This is a genomic window from Bradyrhizobium sp. dw_411 (genome assembly GCF_018449695.1).
Lineage (GTDB): Bacteria > Pseudomonadota > Alphaproteobacteria > Rhizobiales > Xanthobacteraceae > Bradyrhizobium.
This window is the reverse complement of sequence record NZ_JAAVUY010000003.1, coordinates 393538-415812: the sequence shown is the minus strand read 5'-3', so window position 1 is coordinate 415812 and position 22275 is coordinate 393538. Positions and strand designations below refer to the sequence as shown.

At 58.9% G+C, this 22275-nt stretch carries 23 protein-coding genes; 14 read left to right on the top strand and 9 right to left on the bottom strand.

Annotated elements, in window-relative coordinates:
• Window positions 1-2: 2 nt before the first annotated feature.
• Window positions 3-1139 (bottom strand): MlaE family lipid ABC transporter permease subunit, encoded by a 1137-nt coding sequence (locus tag HB676_RS06945; RefSeq protein WP_213736954.1) that lies wholly within the window; start codon window positions 1137-1139, stop codon window positions 3-5.
• Window positions 1140-1305: 166 nt separating this feature from the next.
• Here HB676_RS06945 and HB676_RS06940 point away from each other — a divergent pair, with 166 nt between their 5' ends.
• From HB676_RS06940 to HB676_RS06930, 3 genes are read left to right on the top strand one after another with little or no spacing between them, the layout of a single operon-like run.
• Window positions 1306-1581 (top strand): hypothetical protein, encoded by a 276-nt coding sequence (locus tag HB676_RS06940; protein WP_213736953.1) that lies wholly within the window; start codon window positions 1306-1308, stop codon window positions 1579-1581.
• A gap of 1 nt (window position 1582) precedes the next feature.
• Window positions 1583-2077, top strand: a complete 495-nt coding sequence (locus HB676_RS06935) for a phage holin family protein (RefSeq protein ID WP_213736952.1) — start codon at window positions 1583-1585, stop codon at window positions 2075-2077.
• 49 nt (window positions 2078-2126) lie between these two features.
• Window positions 2127-2360: a hypothetical protein gene (locus HB676_RS06930; RefSeq protein ID WP_213736951.1), complete on the top strand. Its 234-nt coding sequence runs from the start codon at window positions 2127-2129 to the stop codon at window positions 2358-2360.
• A gap of 35 nt (window positions 2361-2395) precedes the next feature.
• Here the strand turns inward: HB676_RS06930 and HB676_RS06925 are convergent, their stop codons facing one another.
• Together HB676_RS06925 and HB676_RS06920 are read right to left on the bottom strand one after the other, a co-directional pair.
• The gene (locus HB676_RS06925; protein ID WP_213736950.1) at window positions 2396-5098 is read right to left on the bottom strand and encodes a bifunctional acetate--CoA ligase family protein/GNAT family N-acetyltransferase; all 2703 of its coding nucleotides are present in this window, start codon (window positions 5096-5098) and stop codon (window positions 2396-2398) included.
• A 66-nt stretch (window positions 5099-5164) separates the two neighbouring features.
• Window positions 5165-6007 (bottom strand): universal stress protein, encoded by an 843-nt coding sequence (locus HB676_RS06920; protein WP_213736949.1) that lies wholly within the window; start codon window positions 6005-6007, stop codon window positions 5165-5167.
• A 184-nt stretch (window positions 6008-6191) separates the two neighbouring features.
• On the opposite strand from HB676_RS06920, the gene HB676_RS06915 reads away from it, so the two are divergent.
• Both HB676_RS06915 and HB676_RS06910 read left to right on the top strand, forming a co-directional pair.
• Complete coding sequence (locus tag HB676_RS06915; RefSeq protein ID WP_213736948.1) at window positions 6192-7175, top strand: zinc-dependent alcohol dehydrogenase family protein; 984 nt, start codon at window positions 6192-6194, stop codon at window positions 7173-7175.
• A gap of 12 nt (window positions 7176-7187) precedes the next feature.
• Entirely contained in the window at window positions 7188-8744 is a 1557-nt protein-coding gene (locus HB676_RS06910) for a bifunctional aminoglycoside phosphotransferase/ATP-binding protein (RefSeq protein WP_213736947.1), read from the top strand.
• Window positions 8745-8773: 29 nt separating this feature from the next.
• Here HB676_RS06910 and HB676_RS06905 read toward each other — a convergent pair whose 3' ends face one another.
• Together HB676_RS06905 and HB676_RS06900 are read right to left on the bottom strand one after the other, a co-directional pair.
• Entirely contained in the window at window positions 8774-10654 is a 1881-nt protein-coding gene (locus tag HB676_RS06905; RefSeq protein WP_213736946.1) for an alpha/beta fold hydrolase, read from the bottom strand.
• A gap of 53 nt (window positions 10655-10707) precedes the next feature.
• A complete protein-coding gene (locus HB676_RS06900; RefSeq protein WP_249780100.1) occupies window positions 10708-11073 on the bottom strand; it encodes a hypothetical protein in 366 nt (121 codons plus the stop codon).
• A gap of 171 nt (window positions 11074-11244) precedes the next feature.
• Here HB676_RS06900 and HB676_RS06895 point away from each other — a divergent pair, with 171 nt between their 5' ends.
• The gene (locus HB676_RS06895; RefSeq protein ID WP_213737025.1) at window positions 11245-11973 is read left to right on the top strand and encodes a CBS domain-containing protein; all 729 of its coding nucleotides are present in this window, start codon (window positions 11245-11247) and stop codon (window positions 11971-11973) included.
• A gap of 8 nt (window positions 11974-11981) precedes the next feature.
• On the opposite strand, the gene HB676_RS06890 is transcribed toward HB676_RS06895, so the two are convergent.
• The 3 genes from HB676_RS06890 to HB676_RS06880 all read right to left on the bottom strand — a co-directional run bounded on the left by HB676_RS06890 (window position 11982) and on the right by HB676_RS06880 (window position 14016).
• Window positions 11982-12593, bottom strand: a complete 612-nt coding sequence (locus HB676_RS06890) for a LysE family translocator (protein ID WP_213736945.1) — start codon at window positions 12591-12593, stop codon at window positions 11982-11984.
• A 61-nt stretch (window positions 12594-12654) separates the two neighbouring features.
• On the bottom strand, window positions 12655-13092 hold the full coding sequence (locus HB676_RS06885; protein ID WP_213736944.1) for a CBS domain-containing protein: 438 nt from the start codon (window positions 13090-13092) through the stop codon (window positions 12655-12657).
• Window positions 13093-13185: 93 nt separating this feature from the next.
• The gene (locus HB676_RS06880; RefSeq protein ID WP_213736943.1) at window positions 13186-14016 is read right to left on the bottom strand and encodes a universal stress protein; all 831 of its coding nucleotides are present in this window, start codon (window positions 14014-14016) and stop codon (window positions 13186-13188) included.
• Window positions 14017-14311: 295 nt separating this feature from the next.
• On the opposite strand from HB676_RS06880, the gene fixL reads away from it, so the two are divergent.
• The 8 genes from fixL to HB676_RS06840 all read left to right on the top strand — a co-directional run bounded on the left by fixL (window position 14312) and on the right by HB676_RS06840 (window position 20801).
• Window positions 14312-15847: a sensor protein FixL gene (fixL, locus tag HB676_RS06875; protein ID WP_213736942.1), complete on the top strand. Its 1536-nt coding sequence runs from the start codon at window positions 14312-14314 to the stop codon at window positions 15845-15847.
• Complete coding sequence (fixJ, locus tag HB676_RS06870) at window positions 15837-16454, top strand: response regulator FixJ (protein ID WP_213737024.1); 618 nt, start codon at window positions 15837-15839, stop codon at window positions 16452-16454. Before fixL ends, fixJ begins: the two co-directional genes overlap by 11 nt.
• A gap of 101 nt (window positions 16455-16555) precedes the next feature.
• Complete coding sequence (locus HB676_RS06865; RefSeq protein ID WP_213737023.1) at window positions 16556-16954, top strand: response regulator; 399 nt, start codon at window positions 16556-16558, stop codon at window positions 16952-16954.
• A gap of 131 nt (window positions 16955-17085) precedes the next feature.
• Window positions 17086-17775: a helix-turn-helix domain-containing protein gene (locus HB676_RS06860; RefSeq protein WP_213736941.1), complete on the top strand. Its 690-nt coding sequence runs from the start codon at window positions 17086-17088 to the stop codon at window positions 17773-17775.
• Window positions 17776-17917: 142 nt separating this feature from the next.
• A complete protein-coding gene (locus HB676_RS06855) occupies window positions 17918-18322 on the top strand; it encodes a DUF6455 family protein (RefSeq protein ID WP_213736940.1) in 405 nt (134 codons plus the stop codon).
• A gap of 25 nt (window positions 18323-18347) precedes the next feature.
• The gene (locus HB676_RS06850; protein WP_213736939.1) at window positions 18348-18560 is read left to right on the top strand and encodes a hypothetical protein; all 213 of its coding nucleotides are present in this window, start codon (window positions 18348-18350) and stop codon (window positions 18558-18560) included.
• 175 nt (window positions 18561-18735) lie between these two features.
• A complete protein-coding gene (locus tag HB676_RS06845; protein WP_213736938.1) occupies window positions 18736-19569 on the top strand; it encodes a universal stress protein in 834 nt (277 codons plus the stop codon).
• Window positions 19566-20801, top strand: a complete 1236-nt coding sequence (locus HB676_RS06840; protein WP_249780099.1) for a cyclic nucleotide-gated ion channel — start codon at window positions 19566-19568, stop codon at window positions 20799-20801. Before HB676_RS06845 ends, HB676_RS06840 begins: the two co-directional genes overlap by 4 nt.
• 89 nt (window positions 20802-20890) lie before the next feature.
• Here HB676_RS06840 and HB676_RS06835 read toward each other — a convergent pair whose 3' ends face one another.
• Window positions 20891-22228: an MBL fold metallo-hydrolase gene (locus tag HB676_RS06835; protein ID WP_213736937.1), complete on the bottom strand. Its 1338-nt coding sequence runs from the start codon at window positions 22226-22228 to the stop codon at window positions 20891-20893.
• Between the last annotated feature and the right edge of the window lie 47 nt (window positions 22229-22275).

Below are 22275 nucleotides of genomic sequence, written 5' to 3'. Positions count from 1 at the left end.
TGTCACATTCCGACCGAAGCGAAAAAGATCGCAAACAGCCCGTCGAGCACGATCACCAGAAAGATCGACTTCACCACGGAAGTCGTGGTCTGCTTGCCGAGCGACTCCGCGCTTCCCTTGACCTGAAGGCCCTCGCTGCAGGCGACCACGCCAATCACCAGCGCCATGAACGGCGCCTTGATCATGCCGACCTCGAAGCTGGTCACGGATACGGCGTCGTGCAGCCGCGCAATGAAGATCGCCGGCCCCATGCCGCCGTAGAACCATGCCACCAGACCGCCGCCATAGAGCGCGGCCATCGATCCGATGAAGGTCAGGATCGGCAGTGCGCAAACCAGCGCGACGATGCGGGGCAGGATCAGCACTTCGACCGGATCGAGGCCCATGGTTGACAGCGCGTCGATCTCTTCGCGCATTTTCATCGAGCCAAGTTCGGCGGTATAGGCGCTGCCGGAGCGGCCGGCGACCATGATGGCAACGATCAGCACGCCAAGCTCGCGCAGCACCAGGATGCCGACCATGTCGACGACATAGGAATCGGCACCGAATTTGCGAAAGTGAAAGATGCCCTGTTGCGCGATGATGGCGCCGATCAGGAAAGTGATCAGCACGACAATCGGGATCGCCTGAAAGCCGACCCGATAGAGCTGATAAAACAAAGACGTCACGCGCAACGATCTTGGCTTGCGCAGCACGTTGAACAAGGCTGCAAAAAGCGAACCCAGCATCTGCAGGAAAATCGTCAGATCTTCCGTCGCACCGACCGCGGTGCGGCCGACGTCGCTTATTCCAGCCAGAACAGGATTTGGCGCCGGCACCGGCACCGGATCTTGCCGATTGACCCGGCGGACCTCTTCCATCAACCCGGCATAATTGTCGGCGACGCCGACCACGTCGGCGCGATGACCATGAGATATCGAGCGCCGCGACATCTTTTCGAATAGCCAGGCTCCGAGCGTGTCGAGTTCGCGTACCCCGGCCATATCCAGCCTCATGGTCTTCGACCGATCGAGCTGTGCCGTCACGGCGCCGGACAGGGCCTCAAGCGTCGCGACATTGGCCGCGGTCCAGGACCCGCCGGGACGCAATTCAAAGACATCGCCTGATGCCGTAGCCGTTAGCTGGGGGGCCGTCGCCAAGATCCGTGTTCCTCTTCAATGGAATACGCCTCTTCTAGACTTTGGTTCGGCACTCAAATTGACCTGCCTCAAGAACCGTCGTGATTGGCCGGCGGTTGACACAAATCAATTGCGTTGCCGTGGCCTGGCATAGAATTTCAACAACAGCGCAACAGAGGCGAGGCCCATGTTCGACTCAGGCGAGATGAGAGATGAACTGCAGGCGCTTAAAGGCGAAGTAACGCGGCTGCTGAACACGACCGGCGAGGGCATTTTCGATGCCTCGAAGAACCGCGCCGAAGCCCTCGCCGATCAAATCAAGGCCGCACTGGATGATCTCGGCGAAACCTTGGGCGAGCAGGAAGGCCATGTCACGAACATCATGGCGGATCGCCCGATCACTTCGCTCGCGTCGGCTTTCGCGCTGGGCGTTGTGGTCGGCTTCATGTTGAGGAGACACTAGGGTGAATACGGAGAACGTCGTCAAACACCTGCGGGTACTCTGGCGCACCGACAGGATCATTGCTGATTTGAGAATGCGGCATCTGCTTGCGAGCCTGGGCTTGCGGGCGTTTGCCGCACTGATTGCGGCGTTCGGCCTGTTGATGCTGGAACTGGCGGCCTATTTCGCACTGGTTCAGTACTGGAACGCGATTTCCGCCGCGGCGATTCTCGGCTTGGTCAATTTCATGATTGCCGCAATTCTGTTCGCGATCGCGGCAAAACCGCCCAGGGGGCGCGAACTCGAGCTCGCGACCGAAATCCACAGCTCTTCTGTCGATGCGCTGCAGATTGAGGCGAGAGCCCTGCAGTCGCAGGTATCCGGTGCGATTCACCATCCGCTGAACGGAATCCTGCCTCTGCTGATCGTGCCGCTGATCACGATCATCATCAAGAATCTGAAAAAATCAGCGCCACACCCCGCAGCCACCGGGGCGGCCGCAGCGGAACAAAAATAGCCGGCGGCGGCCTGCTGGTAAGTCCATTACCTCAGTCAAAGAGGGTCGAATGCGCATTTTTCTCAAATCCTTCCTGTTGTTCGCTCTGACCTTCTCGGCGGCGTATGTCGCTCGCATCTTGATCGTACCCAACGTCGTGCCGATCGCGGACGGCGAGCAAACGGGCTGGCAAGTTCAAATCGCCTTCCTTTTAACGTCGGTGCAAAACATCGGTCTATTCGGAATGGCCCTTGTCATGATTTTGGCGCTGTTGAACCGGTTTAGAAAATTGCTCGCACGATAGACGTCGTGGATACAATCGACGGCAGTTCGCCTGCTTCAGATATTCCCAAGCTCCAGCGTGACGTCGCAAAGAGCGGGTTCGACCGCATCGGACTTCACCGTGAAACCGAGTTCCCGGCACATATTCAGCATCGTCGAATTCTCCTGAAGCACCTGGCCCGATATTCGTTTCAGGCCTTCCGATTTCGCATATTCAATAATCAGTTGCATCAACGCCCAACCCAATCCCCTGCCCTTGAGATCGGATCTGAGCAGGATCGCATATTCGCCGTTCTCGTAGATCGAATCCGAGTGAATCCGGACCACGCCCACCAGTTCGTTGGTGGCTTCATCGAATGCGACAAAGGCCATCGCGCGGGCGTAATCGAGCTGCGTCAAACGGGCAATGAACTCGTGAGTAAATTCCTTCACCAGCCCGAAAAAGCGCAACCGCAGATCCCTGCTGCTGACGTGCCGCAGTAATTCATGGATCAGCGGTTCGTCTTCGGGGCGAATCGGGCGCACAAAGATCCGCCAGCCGTCCTTGATCTCAAGGTGCCGTTGCCATTGTGAGGGATAGGGCCGCACTGCGAAGTTGGCGGGACCTGAGCCTGCGAACTTTCGTTTCGCCTGTCCAACGGCGACGCGCGCATCCACCGCCAGTACGCCGGCTTCATCCGCCAGCAGCGGATTGATGTCCAGCTCGCGTATCTCGGGAATGTCCGCCGCCATCTGCGCCAGCTTGATCAGCACCATCGCGACGGCGTCCTGCTTGACCGCGGGTACGTCGCGGTAAGTGCCCAACAGCCGCGAGACGCGGGTACGCTCGATCAGGTCGCGGGCCAGTTGCAGATCGAGCGGCGGAAGCGCCAGCGCCTTGTCGTTGATGATCTCGACCGCCGTGCCGCCGCGGCCGAACACAATGACGGTGCCAAAGGTAGGATCGTCTGCGATGCCTAGAATGAGCTCACGCGCCTTTGGCCGAAGCACCATTGCCTGCACGATGACACCGGCAATCCGAGCCTCCGGGAGCCGCGCCTTCGCGCGTGCAAGGATATCGGCTGTTGCCGCACGCACCGCATCGATGTTGGTAAGATTGAGAACCACGCCACCGACATCGGATTTGTGAATAATGTCTCGCGACATGATCTTGAGTACGACGGTAGCCCCCTGAGAGAACAGCGCGGAGGCGTGAGTGGCGGCCTGCTCCGCATCGGCAGCAGCAAACGTCTGCACCATCGGGATTTGATAGGCCTGGAATAACCGCGCGATCTCAACCGGATCAAGCCACTGGCGACCGTCGGCAAGCGCTGCCGCAACGATTTGCCGGGCCGTATCGGAATCGGGCGTGTATTCACCGGGCATCGCCGGCGGAACCTGCGCCAGCATTGCAACGACCTCACGATGTCTCACGAGATGCATGAAGCCGCGCACGGCATCGTCTTCGGTCGGGTAGTTCGGAATCCCGGCCCCGCTGAGCATGTCGATAATTTTCTGGTCCGCGCCGACCCAGACCGCGAGCACCGGTTTCGCCGAACCAAGGCGGCGCTCGCGGTACTTGCTCACAACACCTGTCACCGCGGCTGCAATCTCATCAGCCGGCGCGATCGCGGTCTGAACATTCAGGACCAGGATCGCGTCATTATTTTCGTCGGCCAGCAACACCTCGAGCGCTGCCGCATATCGCGCGGCATCGGCGTCGCCCACGATATCCACGGGGTTCGATTTGGACCATGTTGGCGGCAGGATCACATCGAGTTTCTCCCGAGCAGCAGCTTCGATTGCAGCAGGGATACCGCCGAGTTCGACCAGCCGATCCATGGCAAGCACGCCGATGCCACCGCCATTGGTGAGGATGGCCAGCCGCTTCCCCGCGGGCTGGTCGACGCGTCCAAGCGTCTCGGCGCAGTCGAATAACTCGCGAAGATCGGATACGCGCAGGATGCCGGCGCGACGGAATGCAGCGTCGTAGACCGCGTCCGAACCTGCCAGCGCGCCAGTATGGGTCGCAGCCGCCTTCGCCCCCTGCGCCATGCGTCCGGATTTGACCACCACGACCGGCTTGATCCTGGCGGCGGCACGCGCTGCCGACATGAACTTGCGGGCGTCCTTGATCGCTTCGACATAAAGCAGGATCGCGCGCGTCTTGCCGTCCAACGCGAAATAATCGAGCAGATCAGCGATATCGACATCGAGCTGGTCACCGATGGAAACGATTCCCGAGAACCCCACTCCGCGCTGCGCGGCCCAGTCCACCATGCCTGCGGCGATAGCGCCGGATTGCGAAATCAGCGCCAGATTTCCCGGACACGGCATGTGCGCGGCGAAACTTGCGTTGAGGGCGACGCCGGGCATCATGATGCCCAGACAATTCGGTCCGATCAGTCGCATGCCGTATTTATGCGCGCTGCGTTCGGCGGCTTCCGCCAGCGATCCCGCACCGTGCCCGAGCCCGGCCGAGATAATGAGAGCGCCTGCCGCGCCGATCTTACCCGCTTCGTCGATGAGTCCTGCGACCGCCGTAGCCGGCGCAGTGATCACCACCAGTTCGGGAACAAAAGTCAGTTTACGGAGGTAACCCACCGTGGCGACGCCGTCGATCTCCGCATAATGCGAATTCACCAGCCCAAATTCGCCTTTGAATTTCGCGTCGCGCATATTCCGGAGAATGGCCCGACCGACGGAGCCCTGGCGCGGACTAGCCCCGACCAGCGCAACCGATCGGGGGGCGAGCAGATTTTTCAGGCGATACGTCGACATCAGATCAACCGCTCGGGCTGGGACCGGACTGGATATTGCAGCTTGAGCGTGGCGCAATCAGGGTCGCTAGTGCGACATCATAACCCAGCACGGTGGCTGTCCGATGATGGTCTTGGTCGCACCGCCCCACATGATCTCGTTTAGCCGGGAGTGACGATAGGCGCCCATCACCAGAATATCCATCGCATTGGCGATCACGTAGGCCTCGAAGACCTTTCCGACCGAGCTGCCGTCGATACTCACCGTTTCGAACGTGGCTTTGATGCCATGCTCCGCGAGATGGCTCACCAGCGCGGCCCCCGATACCATTTCCGCCGTTGTTTTATCGTCAGTTGCGGTGATGATGCGGACGTTGGTCGCCGACTGAAGGATCGGCAGAGCATCGGCGACGGCTCGCGCGGCCGGTGCCGTATGATCCCAGGCTATCACGACGTCATCGAACGCTACCGGCAGATCGGCAGCCAACTCCTCCGGGCACATCAGAATTGGGCGCCCGGATTCGAATATCAACCGCTCGACAATCTTTTCCGAACGGTCGTCATTGGTCTTGACCGGGACAATCGACAAATCCCTGATCCGCGCACATACCGCAAAGTGTTCCGGAATGTCTTCCGCGACGGGTCGGATCAGCGTTTGCTCTTTGCGAACGCCAAAGCGGATCGCGGCATCGTCGAACGCCTTCAGCAAGCCGCGCGCATCCGATACGCTGCGTAGCGCCTCAACCGCCGCTGTATTGTCCAGATCGTTCGAGATCATGACCGTCGGCCGGACTGGAATACTCTCCTCGACCGCCACTGCGCTGACCCTCGCACCTAGATCGCCGGCCACCGCCACGCATTTATCGATCGCCGCGATTGCGACCGCGTCGGGCTCGCCGACCAGCGGCAAGAAAATATCCTTGATCGCCATCTGTGATCTCCTTGATCGTGGTAACGATAAACACCCGGAGACGTCCGCTATTGATCTTTATCAATAAGGTAAAAGTTCCCCGGCTGCCAGGCGATCCCGTCATTCCGCACTTGATTGAAGTCAAGAGATAGCCTGCCCGCGGCGATATGCGTTGTATGCCGTGGGGTTCATTCCGGAGGAACAAATGCGAGCAATGGTGTTGACCGCCGCGGGAGCACCTCTCCAGATGCAGGAGCGCGCGGACCCCATCCCCGGCGCCGGAGAAATTCGCGTCAAGGTGAGCGCCTGTGGAGTCTGCCGGACCGACCTTCATGTCCTCGATGCGGAGCTTCCCAATATCAACTATCCGATCATTCCCGGGCATGAAATTGTGGGCCGCGTCGATCTCGTCGGCGGCAACGTCACAACGCATCAGATTGGTGATCGTGTCGGAATCCCCTGGCTTGGACACACCTGCGGTGTCTGCCGTTTCTGCAAGGACGGCATGGAAAATCTGTGCGATCATCCGCTGTTCACCGGCTATACGCGCGATGGTGGATTCGCCACGCACACTATCGCCGATGCCCGCTATGCGTTCCCGCTTGGCGAAGATGGCGACGATGTTTCAATTGCACCGCTGTTATGTGCGGGCCTGATCGGCTGGCGATCGCTGGTGATGGCGGGCGATGCCGAGCGGCTCGGTATCTACGGTTTCGGTGCGGCCGGGCACATCGTCGCCCAGATCGCACGCTGGCAGGGCCGGTCTGTCCACGCTTTTACGCGTTCGGGTGATACCGCGGCGCAGGATTTCGCCCGAAGGCTCGGCGCGGTGTGGGCCGGCGGGTCGGGCCAACGGCCGGACACCCCGCTCGACGCCGCCATCATCTACGCGCCCGCCGGAGAATTAGTGCCTGCGGCACTCCGCGCGGTACGCAAGGGCGGCAAGGTAGTGTGCGCCGGGATTCACATGAGCGATATTCCAGGCTTTCCTTACGATATTCTCTGGGAAGAGCGACAACTGATATCGGTTGCCAATCTCACCCGGCAGGACGGTCTGGATTTCCTCAAGATAGCGCCTCAGGCTGGAATCCGGACCCAGACCACGGCGTTTCTGCTCAGTGAGGCCAATGAGGTTCTTCAAAAACTCCGGACGGGGCAAATCCTGGGTGCCGCAGTCCTCAAACCCTAGGTCCGCCACCGCATGACAGCTTCATCGTCAGCCGCTTCCAGCATGCAGGAGCGCGTCTTTGCTTTTCTGACAGACCCGGCCACACATTCGCATGTCGATCGGATCGATACGCATGGGGCATCGGTTTTTCTCGAAGGCGACCGCGCGCTGAAGATCAAGCGCGCCATCCGGTTTCCATACCTGGATTATTCGACGTTGGAGAAGCGCAAAGCCGCCTGCGAAGAGGAGATCAACGTCAACCGCCGGTTCGCGCCACAAATCTACCGTCGCGTGGTCCCGATTACGCAAAGTAGTGCCGGATCGCTAAGCATCGACGGCGATGGCACACCGGTCGAATTCGCGATTGAAATGGCCCGCTTCGACGAGCGTCAGACCATCGATCATCTGGCTGAATCCGGTGAGCCCGGCCGCGATCTCGTGGAGGCCATTGCCGATGCAATCGCGGCTTCCCACGCCATCGCATCGCCAGCGCCGGTTGAACCCTGGATCGCGTCGATCCCCGCCTTCATCGAGGGTAACGATCAGGCATTCCGGGATGCCGCCCGTTTCCCCGCAAATGACATCGCGAACCTCAGGGACAACTCCGTCAGATCGTTTTCCCGGATCCAGGAACTACTGAAACAACGCGGCAGGCAGGGATATGTGCGACGCTGCCACGGAGACCTGCATCTGGGCAACATCGTGCTGATCGAACGCAGGCCCGTCCTGTTCGATGCGATCGAGTTCGACCCGGTGATCGCGTCCATTGACGTGCTGTACGATCTTGCTTTCCCGATCATGGATTTCATCCGCTATGACCGGCGTGCCGCCGCGAACGCGCTCCTCAACGGATACCTGAAGACGACATCCAGCGACAATCTCGATGCGCTCGCAGCGATGCCGCTGTTTATGTCGCTGCGCGCAGCGATCCGCGCCAACGTGCTGTTGGCCCGCCTGGACCGTAATGCTGACTGCAAGCCTGATGTCGCGTCGTCGGCTCAAACCTATTTCGAGCTGGCGCGGCGGTTGATCGACCCTGCTGCACCCACACTCGTCGCCGTTGGAGGACTCTCTGGAACAGGAAAGTCGGTTCTGGCGCGTGCCCTTGCGCCCGGTATCCCGCCGCAGCCGGGAGCCATTGTGTTACGCACGGATGTCCTGCGAAAACAGCAATTCGGGGTCCGTGAAACGGACCCATTGCCCGAAGAAGCGTACCAGCCGGAGATGACGCAGAGGATCTACGATCTCCTCATGCAACAGGCGCTGCGAATTCTTTCACAAGGCCATTCCGTCGTGGTCGACGCGGTATTTGCGCGGGAATCAGAGCGTACCGCGATCCGCGATGCCGCGCGCCGGTTGAATGTCGGGTTTGTCGGCCTGTTTCTTCAGACCGATCTTGCGACCCGGCTGAGCCGCGTCGGCCGCCGCAAGGGCGATGCATCCGATGCGACGCCCGAGATCGCCGGGCTTCAGGAAAAATACGATATCGGCACGCTCGATTGGGCCGTCATGGATGCTTCCGGAACGCCGGAGCAAACCCTGAGACGAAGCCAAATCCGGATCGCCCACGATGAGGCGGTTTCAACCTGAAGCAGGTGAGCGCAGGCCCGCGGTGATCACTATTGACGAACATAGTCGCCCGGCGCATCCGGCAAAACCTGGCTGTCGAGGTGCCCGGCACCCATTTGCGGCGGCTCGCACGGCTCGCCAGACAGGGCGGTCAGCCATCTCGTCCATTCCGGCCACCAGGAACCTTCAACCTTTGGGGCTGTCTTCAACCATTCGTCCGGTCCGACGTAAGCGGTTCGTGCCGCCTTGGTCTTGACCTGATAGGAATGACCCTGCGCGCCCGGCGGCGCCACAATGCCCGCATTATGACCGCCGCTGGTCAACAGATAGGTAACGTCGGCTTCCACCTGATAATGAATCTTGTAAGTCGATCTCCAGGGCGCGACGTGGTCGCGAACGGTTCCCACGACGAACATGGGTGCACGAAGATCCGACAGCACGATCGGCTTTCCTTCCACGACATAGCGGCCCTCGGCCAGGTCATTGTGGAGGAACAGCTTACGCAAATATTCGGAATGCATCCGGTATGGCAAACGTGTTGCATCCGCATTCCAGGCCATCAGGTCGCTGGGCGGTGCCCGCTCCCCCATCAGATAGTCGTGGGTAAGCTTCGACCAAATCAGGTCATTCGAGCGCAGCAACTGAAATGCTCCAGCCATCTGGGTGGTTTCGAGAACACCGCGTTCCGACATCATGTCCTCGAGAAAGGCGACCTGACTCTCGTTGATAAACAATGTCAGCTCGCCCGCCTCGGTAAAATCCGTCTGCGCCGCAAGCAAGGTAATCGATTTCAGCCTGCTGTCCCCGTCCCGCGCCATTGTTGCCGCGGCGATCGACAGCAACGTTCCGCCCAGGCAATAGCCGAGCGCATGAATTCCGCGGCCTGGCATGATATCGCCAATGGTCGTAACCGCGGCCTCGACACCGAGTTTGCGATAATCGTCAAAAGCGATATCGCGATCCCCTGCCCCCGGATTTCGCCAGGAGATCATGAAAACAGTAAAGCCCTGATCGGTGAGGAACTTGACCAGCGAGTTTTGCGGCGACAGGTCGAGAATGTAATATTTCATGATCCATGCCGGCACGACCAGGATCGGTTCCGGATGCACTTTGCCGGTGGACGGATAGTACTGGATCAGCTCGATGAGCTCGTTGCGGAACACGACCTTGCCGCTAGTTGCCGCGACGGTTTCGCCGACGACAAACTCCTTCGCGTCACCAGGCTTGCCTGACACCAAGCGCATCCAGTCGCTAAGCCAATTCTGCCAGCCGAGTACGAAATTCTCACCACCGCTCTGGAATGTCTTGTGCAACACTTCCGGATTGGTAACGGCGAAATTGGACGGCGCCAGCATATCGAGCACCTGCCGCACCGAGAACTCGACGATTGCCTCGTTTCGTGGCGCAACGCCGCGGACATCCATGGTGGCGTTGTGCCACCATCGCTCACTCAGCAGGAACGCTTGCGCGAGCAAATTGAACGGGGGGCGCTCCCACTCCGGATCAACAAAACGTCGATCCTGCGGCTGGGGCCTGATCAGGGACCAGGAACCGTGTTCGGGGGCGAAAAAGTGGAGTGCAGCTTCGAGGGACTGCCTCGCACCGGACCACGCATCCCGGCCCAGCTCCATTTGTCGCTCCGGAGCTCCAGCCAAATGCGCGGCCCAGTCGATGTAAGCCAGCGACAGCGCGATCGGCGATATGCCGCCGGTAAAGCGAGCCAGTATTGCGTGAAACGCGCGATCGGCCTGATACGGCTCCGCTTGCCGCTCGCCGCTGACAGAAACGGCTGCACCATCACCAAGCTTCGCCACCGAAGAGCTGCGACCTTCATCGTGGTCTGCAGCATGGGCACGACACGGCAATTTCGGCGTGTCAAACCCAGGCAAATCCGATATTGGCAAGTCCGATATTGCCTGCGCAGAATCCATATCTCTCACCTCAGGGAATGCGATCGGGCCCCACAATTCGAATGAAATACCGATCAGTCTTGCTGCCGGTTGACCAGGCTCGACAGGTTTCCGATCATCCGTTCGCCGTGCTTGAACAGGCGCTCACAGTCACGGCGGATAAAATCGATCTGGTGCTGGCCGCATTCTTCGTACATCGTTTTCAAATCCTTGACGGAATGAGCGCCGCCAAGTTTCGAGGAAAATTCGTTGAACAGCTGGGTTTCGGTTCGGATGCGGTCGGAGATTTCGTTGCTGGCGAAGATCATCTCTTCAAACATGACTTTCTGTGCATTGATCATGAAATCCAGCGCGCTCTTGTTCGTCTTGGTCAGGCGCGCAACGGTCTTGGCTACGGAGTCTTCAATAATCGCGGCACCAGGTTCGTAGAATTCCAGCATGGCAGCCTCCGGCTTTACATTATTTTTAAAACGATACGAGATTGTCCCAAAGCCCACATTGAGCTGCATCAAACGGAAACACGCTGGACAGTTGACTTGAGTCAAATCGCGGCATGCGGATTGGGATAGCTTTCCTGTCATAGACATTCATTCCCAGTCGTGGAGGCAGCCATGCGCGCACATCAAATCATGACCCGATCCGTTATCACGGTGACACCCGAGACTTCAGTTGTCGAAGCCGCGAACCTCATGTTGCAGCGGCACATCAGCGGTCTCCCCGTCGTCAATTCGGCTGGCCACCTCGTCGGCATTATCTCGGAAGGCGATTTCCTTCGCCGCAGCGAAATCGGCACACAGCGCCAGCGCGGCCGATTTATGAAATTCATTCTGGGCGCGGGTAGAGAAGCGACCGATTTCGTTCACGAGCACGGCCGCAAGATCGCCGAAATCATGACGCCCGAACCGCTCACCGTCAGCGAGGATACGGATCTTGAGAAGATCGTGGAGATCATGGAAAAGAACAATGTGAAACGACTTCCCGTGACGCGGGGCGACAAGCTGGTAGGCATCGTATCGCGCTCCAACTTGCTGCAGGCCGTGGCAGGCCTGGCACGCGATATTCCCGATCCAACCGCCGACGATGACCATATTCGCAACCGTGTCATCGACACCCTCGCGAAAAACGACTGGTGCCCGATCGGCCTCAACGTCACGGTGCGAGACGGTATCGTCCACCTGAGCGGCGTTATCACCGAGGAGCGGTCGCGGCAGGCGTCCATCGTTGGCGCGGAGAACGTCGCCGGCGTGAAGAAGGTCCACGACCACCTCTGCTGGGTCGACACGATGTCGGGGATGTATCTGAACTCTCCGGAGGACGATAATCTGGCAAAGGCAAGCTAATCCAGGCCTTACCCGAGGCGCGATGTCCATGCGAGCCATGCCGCAACCAGCAGCAATGCAAAAGACATCAGCCGTCGAATTGGACTTCGACGGGCTGCCGTCATTAGCCACGGCCGAATTTGGTCCGCGAGCAACACGATGCTCGCGTGTATGGTGCTCGCAATCGCCACGTAAACTGCACCTAGCCGCGCAAGCTGAACAAGCAGACCGGGATCATCTGAACCGTAGCGAACAAAACCGGGAACCACAGAAACAAAGAACAGGATCGATTTCGGATTGAACACATTCGAAAGGAAACCGCGCCAAAACAATGAGCCCGCCACAGTACCGACCTGATACCCGTGACTTTTGTCGTCTACTTGCCAAGTCTCCCACGCAAGGAAAAGAATATATCCAACTCCAATCCAACGAAGCAGTTCATATATTAATGGAGAGCTACCAATCAGCGCCCCCAGTCCAAACGCGGCGACGATCGCGTGAACCGAGAGACCCGCGGCAGCGCCGCCTGTCGCCAGCAGACCCGCAGCCCGCCCCCGATCGATCGTGAGCGTAGCCAAATACGCCATATTCGGTCCCGGTGTAAGCTCGAGAAGAAGGACTGCAAGGACAAATTCAGGCAAATTGTACTGCTCCCTTTCGAAGGGCGACTAACCGTCAGCAGTCCGCCTCAGAGAACGCGCTTTAGCTTATATTTTTATCGCCGGTGCAGCGCCGCAGCGCCCTCATCACGTCTTCGCGCGAGATCATACCCAGGAGCCGTTGGTCACCTTCGATGACCGGCATGCTTCTGATGCGATGATCGACCATGAGCTGAAGCACCCGCGTCAACCGGGTCTCCCCCCGGACATAGATGAAATCCGGCGTCATGATGTCGGCAACGGTTTGCCCCATTAAATCCTCATAACGCGGCGTCATGTGAGCCGGAGTAAAAACGAAGCGAGCCAAAAAATCGAACTTCGAGACCAGCCCGACGATCTGCGAGGCCTCCTCGACCGGATAGGCGTTGAAGTCATCCCGTTCGAATAGCTCTTCAAGTTTCCGCAGCGTGAGACCGCGCGACACCGTCTTGGCGTTACGCGTCATGGAGTCGGCGACAATCTGTTCGAGAAATCTGTACAAGGCGCAATCCGCTCGATTAATAGGTTAAAACGTAAAATTTATTGCACCACGCATCGACAGATACGGATTTGATCAAGGTCAAGCCTGCCGATCTCAGCGCGACAGCAACGAACAGCGCGTTGAAGGATTGACGAGACGTTTTGTCACACCTCCGAAAACCCACTCGCGAAATCGCGAATGACCGTAGGCGCCCGCGACTACCACCCCCGCACCAACCTCCGACGCGATCCTGTCGAGTTGCGCTGCGGCATTGCCGCATTCGTCCGGCACCCATTGGGAGCCAACTACGCCATGGCGCAACAACCAGGCCACCAGATCTTCCACCCCTGACAATGCCGCCGATCTATCGGCCTCGTCCTCAACGATCTCGGCAACAATCACGTCCTTGGCTTCGCGCAGGATCGGCAACGCATCGGCGATAGCTCGCCGGCACTCGGGCGTATCTTTCCAGGCGATCAAAACACTCCGCAAATCGAGCCATTCGCAGGCATCGGGGACAACGAGGAGCGGTCTTCCTGTCTGCATGAGAAGGTCGCTTGGGTTGGCTTGCATGAAGGGATTAGCGAGGCCGTCGTTCCCATTCTCGCCGACGACAATGATGTCGGCTGCCCGTGCCTGCTGGATGATAAATCTGGTCGGGAAATCTTCGGCGCACCGCCATTCCGCGACCACCGCATGGCTCTGCATCGCCGCGCGGAACTGCGCTTCGACCTCGGCGAGGCGATTCCTGACCGCGGCCTGCCCCTGATCAATCACCCGCTCGGCCTGTTCGCCTGTTGTGAAATATAGCGGCGGACTGAATTCTCCAGCGGCTATGCCGATCGCACAGGCGCCGAACCGCTTCGCCAGTTGTCCAGCGATCTCCAGGCGGGCATCGTTCGATTGATCAAGCGCCAGGCTGACCATTACCGTCGCATAGGTCATCATTTCCTCCCGAATACGATGGGTGCGGACCGATCTTTAGGCCGGTTCCTGGGACGGAGAATGAGACAGATCAAGGAATCGGTGATTCACAGGACGCTTCCAAATAGCCCTTGCACTGCTTTGCATACGGGGCGGCCCTTGTGGTTTTCCAAAGCTGCTTTTCGCCGGGGTGATTAAGGTCGGCGCGATCGATGTCCCCCGAGCATTAACCGGAAAACGACGGCGAAAGGGGTAGCCTGTTATCGGGCACGTTGGTATCTTCGCGGGTGCTGCTACTCTGCACCGCAGGAGAAACGTGACCACCACCCCACATCCAGCGTCTGACGATCCGGTTCGAGACGAGCGTTTTCGGTTGGGCATCGAAGGGGCCGGCATCGGGATATGGGATCTCGATCTTTCCACGCACAGGTTGCTTTGGTCCAAGACGACCAGGAAGCTGTTTGGCGTCCCGGACGAGCTACCCCTCAGCTACGAGCTGTTCCTCTCGCTGCTCGAACCACAAGACCGCGAACAAACCGATCAGGCAATCAAGCGTTCAGCCGAAACCGGCTGCAGTTTTGACATGCAGTACCATGTCGGCGGCCGATCGCACCTGCATAAATGGGTTCGCGCACGTGGCAGCATCGTGCGAGACCAGGAAGGAGTGGCCAGGCACCTCAGCGGGCTCGTGATCGATATCGACGACCAGAAGCAAATCGAAGAGGCACTTAGAACGAGGGAAAGCCACCTTCGTTCGATACTTGAGACGATCCCCGATGCGATGATCGTCATCGATGGAAGCGGCATTATACAATTCTTCAGCAGCGCCGCTGAACGGCAATTCGGATACGCGGAACAAGAGGCTATCGGTCGGAACGTCAGCATCCTCATGCCTAATCCGGATCGTTCTCACCATGACGGGTATCTGGCTCGTTATCTTCGCACCGGCGAGCGGCATATCATCGGCATCGGGCGCATCGTAACCGGCCAACGCAAGGATGGGACTACCTTCCCGATGCACCTGTCGATCGGTGAAATGCGATCCGGCGGCGAGCCTTATTTTACCGGATTTGTCCACGATTTGACTGAACATCAGCAGACCCAGACCCGGCTTCAGGAACTCCAGTCGGAACTCGTGCACGTTTCGCGTTTGAGCGCGATGGGAGAAATGGCATCTGCACTAGCGCACGAACTCAATCAACCTCTCGCTGCTATTAGCAACTACATGAAGGGTTCGCGCCGCCTCCTGACGGCCAGCTCTGACCCCAACAAGCCTAAAATCGAGAATGCCCTCGATCGCGCTGCCGAACAGGCCATTCGCGCAGGCCAGATTATTCGCCGTCTGCGAGACTTTGTCTCACGCGGAGAATCGGAGAAACGCGTTGAAAGCCTCTCTAAATTGATGGAAGAGGCCGGGGCACTCGGACTGGCCGGCGCCCGCGAGCAAGGTGTAAAGCTTCTTTTCAGCCTGAATCCAGAGCACGATCTGGTGCTGGTAGATCGCGTCCAGATTCAGCAGGTACTGGTAAACCTGTTTCGCAATGCCCTGGAGGCGATGGCGCAGGCGCCACGGCGAGAACTCGCCGCGTCGAATGCCAAAGTGGCAGACGACATGATCGAAGTCACGGTTTCGGATACCGGCTCCGGATTCCCTGATGACGTCAAATCCAACCTGTTCCAAACCTTCTTTACGACCAAGGAAACGGGAATGGGTGTAGGGTTATCCATCAGCCGTTCGATCGTCGAGGCGCATGGCGGCCGGATGTGGGCTGAAAGCAACGAATCGGGCGGTGCGACCTTTCGCTTCACGCTGCCTGCGGCATCAAATGAGAGTTTGGCCAGTGGCATATAGGGGAAAGGTTTACGTCATCGACGACGATGAGGCGATGCGCGATTCGCTCGACTTTCTGCTTGGTGCCGCCGATTTTCAGGTTTCGCTGTTCGAATCCGCACTGAATTTTCTCGATGCGCTCTCCACCCTCGACTTCGGATGCGTGGTGTCCGATGTACGCATGCCCGGTATTGACGGCATTGAACTCCTGAAACGCCTCAAGGCGGCCGGCAGCCCGTTTCCCGTGGTGATCATGACCGGACACGGCGATGTTCCGCTCGCGGTCGAGGCGATGAAGCTGGGCGCCATGGATTTCCTCGAAAAGCCATTCGAGGATGACCGGTTGATCGGAATGATCGAGACGGCGCTGAGTCGGGCAGAACCAGGCTTCAAAAACGACGCGGCCACACTCGAAATACAATCGCGGATAGCGAATCTCAGCCCTCGCGAACGCCAGGTGATGGACGGCCTCATCGCCGGTCTTTCCAATAAGCAGATTGCCAAAGAGTACGATATCAGCCCGCGCACGATCGAGGTTTACCGGGCCAATGTGATGACCAAGATGCAGGCAGCCAGCCTGTCGGAACTCGTGCGGCTGGCGATGCGCGGCGGCGCGGTCAAAGATTGAGCCAAGTAAAGATTGAGCCAAGTCAATACGCGTCTACCTGATATGCGCTTTTGGTACAGCATGAATCAGCCAGGCCGTCCAATGATGCGCAGAGTTTCGTGATGTCCTCATCATCCGCAAGACCGGTCATATACGTTGTCGATGACGACCCGGGCGTCCTCGGCTCGCTGCGGTTTCTGCTTGAAACCGACGGATTCGACGTCGAGACGTTCAGGAACGGGCCAGCGCTGCTGAATGCAGCCGCAGCAAAAGAGGCCGACTGCTTTGTGATCGACTATAAAATGCCCAATATTGACGGTATCGATCTCGCAAGCCGACTGCGCAGCCGCGATATCGCCGCACCAATTATCCTCATTACCGGCTATCCCGACGATAACATACGGGCGAAAGCAGTTGTCGCTGGCGTGTACGACGTCCTGCTGAAGCCTCACATCGAGGAGAGCCTTGTCGCCCGCATTCGGGGCGTCCTTCAGGAAGCCGGTCCAGTCGCTCACCCCTGAGTACCGGCGGCCTGAGGCCACGACGACCTCCGGTAAACTACGTAGGTACTTCCCCTTAAGATATCGAGCGAAATATCCAGCCTCGACGGTTCTGCGTAAGCATTGGCCATTCGCTGCACAGGAGATGGCAAATGCATACCCAACTACTCGCTCCGTCGGTTATCGGCACCAAAGTCAACCCGTCTAACTGCCCGACCGCGGATCAGTTCGGTTTGCTTGCGGGTCATGCCGGCCTCATCACCACAGAATACTCCTACGGGAAAGATGAAGAGATTTACGGAGAAGATGAGCCTGCGGAATATGTCTATCAGATCATTCGAGGTGCAGTTAGGACTTACAAGCTGCTGTCGGACGGGCGGCGTCAGATCGGCGCATTTCATCTGGCAGGCGATGTGTTCGGCCTCGAACTAGGAAAAAGCCACCGGCTGGCGGCGGAAGCTATTATCGATACCACCGTGCGCCTGGTGAAGCGCCGCAGCCTTGAGCAGGCGGCGGGAACCGACGTCAGCGTCGCGCGAAAGCTCTGGACGATGACGGCCGGCGACCTGCGGCATGCGGAAGATCACATGTTGCTGCTGGGCCGCAAGAGCGCGATGGAGCGCGTCGCCAATTTCCTCCTTGAAATGGATCGTCGCCTCGCCATTGCCGGCCTGATGGCGCTTCCGATGTGCCGCCGCGATATCGGCGACTATCTGGGGCTGACGCTGGAAACGGTTTCGCGAGCGCTGTCGCAGTTGCATAGCGAGGGTGTGCTCGGCTTCTCCGGCGCGCGCCAGATCGTGCTGCGCGATCGTCAACGCCTGCGCAGCATGGATGCCTGAAGGCGGCGTTCAGGCGCCCTGCTCCGATCTTCGCACCATCCGGATACGCCCGCGACGAATGTGCGTCTTTTGATCCATCGCAATGACGGGGCGTTGCCAGGCCATCACGCTTATGACAGTTGCACCGACAACGGAGTGGACAATGAGCAAGCGACATCATCCCATGGTCGACAGCATAGCTGACGCATTTGGCAATTGGCTCAAACGCAGGAGAGATATCCGTGAAATGCGCGAGTTCAACAGCGACGAGCTTACACGAGTCGCAAGCGAACTGAACGTTACGACCGCGGATCTCGATACGTTGGTCCATCAGGGACCGCACGCGGCCGATGAACTGCCAACTTTGCTGACGCTTCTCGGTGTCGACAAGGAAGCGCTTGCAGAGAAACAGCCGGTCGTGTTGCGCGACATGACGCGCGTATGTACCTCATGCCAGCAAAAGCGCAGGTGTGACAGGGATCTCAGTAGCGGTACCTCCGCACAACACTTTGAGGATTACTGTCCTAATGCGTCGGCAATCGACGAGCTGAGAACGAAGGCGGATTGAACAGGTAGACAATCAGGAGGACACCATGACTCGGTACGTTGCTCGATTTATGAAGAAAGTCCTCGGAGAGAATGGACATGAAGCCGAAATCTGCCAACGCACGGTCGAGATCGAGGCTGACAACAGGGTTGGTGCGGCAGACGCAGCCAAGGTCAAGTTCTGCGAGACTGAAAACGTAAAGGACTGGTTCCTTCGTGCAGACCGAGTTCATGTAGCCGAAGCGGAATTCCTGTCCTGAGGCACGACGCAACCAGACGCCATCGAGAACCAGTCGCGATCTGAGTACGCCGTCAATTGGTCGCAGAAAGATGGCATGACGTTGCGGTGGATCAAATCGCGCCCGCGCTTTTAATCTTCAATGGCCGCACGGACCGCAGCGGCGGACGTCTTCTCGGAATGCGCGGAGAGTTGTCATGCTGAAAAATCTTCTCGTCCACATCCCCTCCGAACGATCGATACGCCCGGTCGTCGACGCGGCGATCTCGCTCGCGGTGTCGCGTGGCGCGCATCTCGATGCGGTTTCGGTCGGTTATGAAATCACAAATATAGGATTGGCTACCGACGGTGCTGCAGCGGTCGCAGCCATTTTCGAACTCGACCGCGAAAACGCGCTGGCGCGGGCAAATGCCGCGCTGGCCGTGTTTGAAGCCGAAGTTCGAAACACCGGTATCGGTTACGGCCTGCGACCTCTTACCGGCATCCCGGCCGAATCGGCAGCAACCGTGAGCGCCATGGCGCGACTCTACGATCTGACAATCGTGCTGCAGCCCGAACCCGACCGCGAAACATTCGACAACACCCTTCCGCAGGAAATACTCTTTCAGTCTGGCGGCCCGGTTCTTTTTATTCCCTATATTCATAAAGGTCCTTGGGAGCCGAAGCATGTCGGCATTGCCTGGGATGGAAGTCGCCTGGCAGCGCGGGCCCTTCGCGATGCCGCGCCGTTTCTGACTCATGCGCAAACCATCACCGTCATCAGCGTCAACGACGCAGAGATAGCCGCAGATGCCTCCGTGGCCGCCCTGCAGACACACCTGACGAGGCGCGGCCTTACCGCGCGAGTCGAGCGCATGGAAGCCGACCGCACCGATATTCAGCCGACGATCTTGTCCGTGGCGGCCGATGCCGGTCTCGATCTGATCGCGATGGGCGGCTACGGGCATTCGCGGCTGAACGAGCGTATCCTGGGAGGTGTCACGCGCGGCATGCTGCAATCCATGACCGTGCCGACACTGATGTCGCATTGACTCCTGTACTGGACACTGCGCCACAGCCGGACAAGCACATCGAGGCGTTGCGGCGTCGCGTCTACGTGGTTCTTGAGCAAGGTGCCGGCGGCGCAAGTCTCGCTCTCAATCGATTCCTGATCGTGCTGATCGGTATTACGCTCACCGCGACCGTGATCGAATCCGTGCCGGAGATGGCCAGGACTTACGCCTTACCGCTGAGCGTAATCGAGTGGGCTGCGACACTCATCTTCTCACTCGAATATGCGGCCCGTATCTGGAGCGCGGCTGAACATCCGCTGTTGAAGCGGGGCGCGTTGTTCGGACGGCTCCGTTTCGTGCTGAGTTTCTCCGGAATCGTCGATCTTGTCGCGATCCTGCCGTTTTGGCTGAGCATGTTCATCGCTTCCGATTTCAGAGTGCTGCTGGTTCTGCGCCTCGTACGCTTCTTCAAGCTGACGCGCTATTCGCCGGCGATGCGCTCGCTGTTGGACGCCTTGTATTCCGAACGCCGGGCGCTGGCCGGATGCTTCGTCATTTTGCTCGGCACCGCACTGATCGCGGCTGCCCTGATGCATCTGGCCGAGCGTGCAGCACAACCCGAACGATTCGGGACGATCCCGGACGCCCTATGGTGGGCGATCGTGACGCTGGGGACCATCGGCTATGGCGATGTCGTTCCGGTGACCATGCTGGGACGCATTCTGGCAAGCTTTACGATATTCGCCGGATTGCTGATGATGGCGCTGCCAGTGGGCATTTTCGCGACCGCTTTCGCCAATGAAGTACATCGCAGGGATTTCATCATTACCTGGGGACTTGTCGCGCGGATTCCGCTATTCCGCACCCTGACCGCGAGCGAGATCGCGGATGTGATGACGATGTTGCGCGCGCAGAAGGTGGACGGCGGCACGGTCATCGTCCGCCGCGGCGAGCCGGCCCATGCGATGTACCTCATTGCGGACGGCGAAGTGGAAGTAAAGCTGCGGCACAAGCATCTGCGGCTTGGCACCGGTCAATTCTTTGGCGAGATCGCGGCGCTGCGCCGCACCCGCCGCTCGGCGACGGTGACGGCCGTAACGCCGACCCGGCTGTTGATACTGGATGCGCTGGATCTGCACGGATTGATGGACCGCCAGCCCGCGCTTGCCGCCCGGATCGAGGAGGCGGCGCGCGCAAAGCTTGGACACGAGCTCAACGCGCAAGGCGGCGATATCGTGACCGAAGAACTGTACGAGCATCCTCCCGGCTAGCTTGGTTCAGCGAAAATGCTTCGCGGCGCTCGAAATTGAAGCGGTATCGTGTTTCGTGAGCATAGCCTTGATATTGAAGGTCTAAGTTCTCACAGTTCAAAGCTCTGGTTCTGGACTGGCATTTCAACATGGGTGTCGCGGAGATGGGCCGCGAACTTGGTCATGCTGTCTTGTTCGCCATGGACCAGGAAGGTGCGTTTTGCACCGGTCTGGCTTTGCCAGGCCAGCAATTCCGCCTGATCGGCATGGGCGGAAAAGCCATTGATTGTGTAGATGCGCGCTCTGACCGGAACCTCTTCACCGAAGATTTTCACTTGTTTGGCGCCATCAATGATACGACGCGCGAGGGTGCCGGTGGCTGCATAGCCAACGAAGACAATAGCTGATTTGTTGCGACCTAGATTGTGCTGCAAGTGATGGCGGACGCGCCCGCCGGTGCACATGCCTGAACCGGCCATGATGATGGCGCCGCCAGCGATATTGTTCAGCGCCATGGACTCGGCGGCTTCCCGGGTGAAATGCAATCCAGACAGGCCGAACGGATCGTGTCCGTCTTGAAACTGTTTTGCTGTATCAGGCTCAAGACATTCAGGATGATGCCGGAATATCTCAGTGGCCGAAATCGCCATAGGTGAATCGAGGAACACTTGCGTCGATTTCGCAAGCTTCCCCTTCTTGATGCCATCGCTCAGAAAATAGAGCAGCTCCTGTGCCCGCTCGACCGCGAAGGTCGGAATGATGACGTTTCCCCCGCGCTTGAAATTCTCGGTGATAGCTTCAAACAGCTCGTCGATGGAAGGGCCTAATGGTTTGTGCAGCCGGTCTCCATATGTGGTTTCCATTACGACATTATCCGCGCGGGGCGGCGCGGCGGGACTGCGCAGCAACAGGCGGCCGGCATTACCCAAATCACCGGAAAACAGCACACTGGTAGAATGGCCCTGCTCCGAAAGCTGCAGAAAGATGCTGGCGGAGCCCAGAATATGGCCGGCGTCGATAAAAGTGGCGCTCACCCCCGGGGTGACGTCAAGAGCCTCCGAGTAGGTGGCGGTCCGCCCGAAATTGTCGAGGCAGTTCAGCGCGTCGAGGGTCGAATAGAGCGGGTTTTTCTCGTCGCCGCCTGCACCAGCGTGACCGCCCCGGTGCGCACGGCGACGCGCATTCTCCTCCATCAGATAGGCCGCATCCAGTACGACCAGTTTCGTCAACTCGCGCGAAGCGGATGTCGTAATGATCTCTCCTCGAAACCCGCGCCTGGTTAACAGGGGCAGACGTCCACAATGATCCAGATGTGCGTGGGTCAGCAATACGTAGTCGATGCTGGCGGCATCAAAGCCGAAAGACCCGGCGTTTTCCTGATCCAGTTCGCGGCTACCCTGATACAGCCCGCAGTCAACCAGGATCCGCTTCCCGGCACATTCAACCAAATGACAGGAGCCAGTGACGTTGCGATCCGCTCCGTGAAAGGATATTT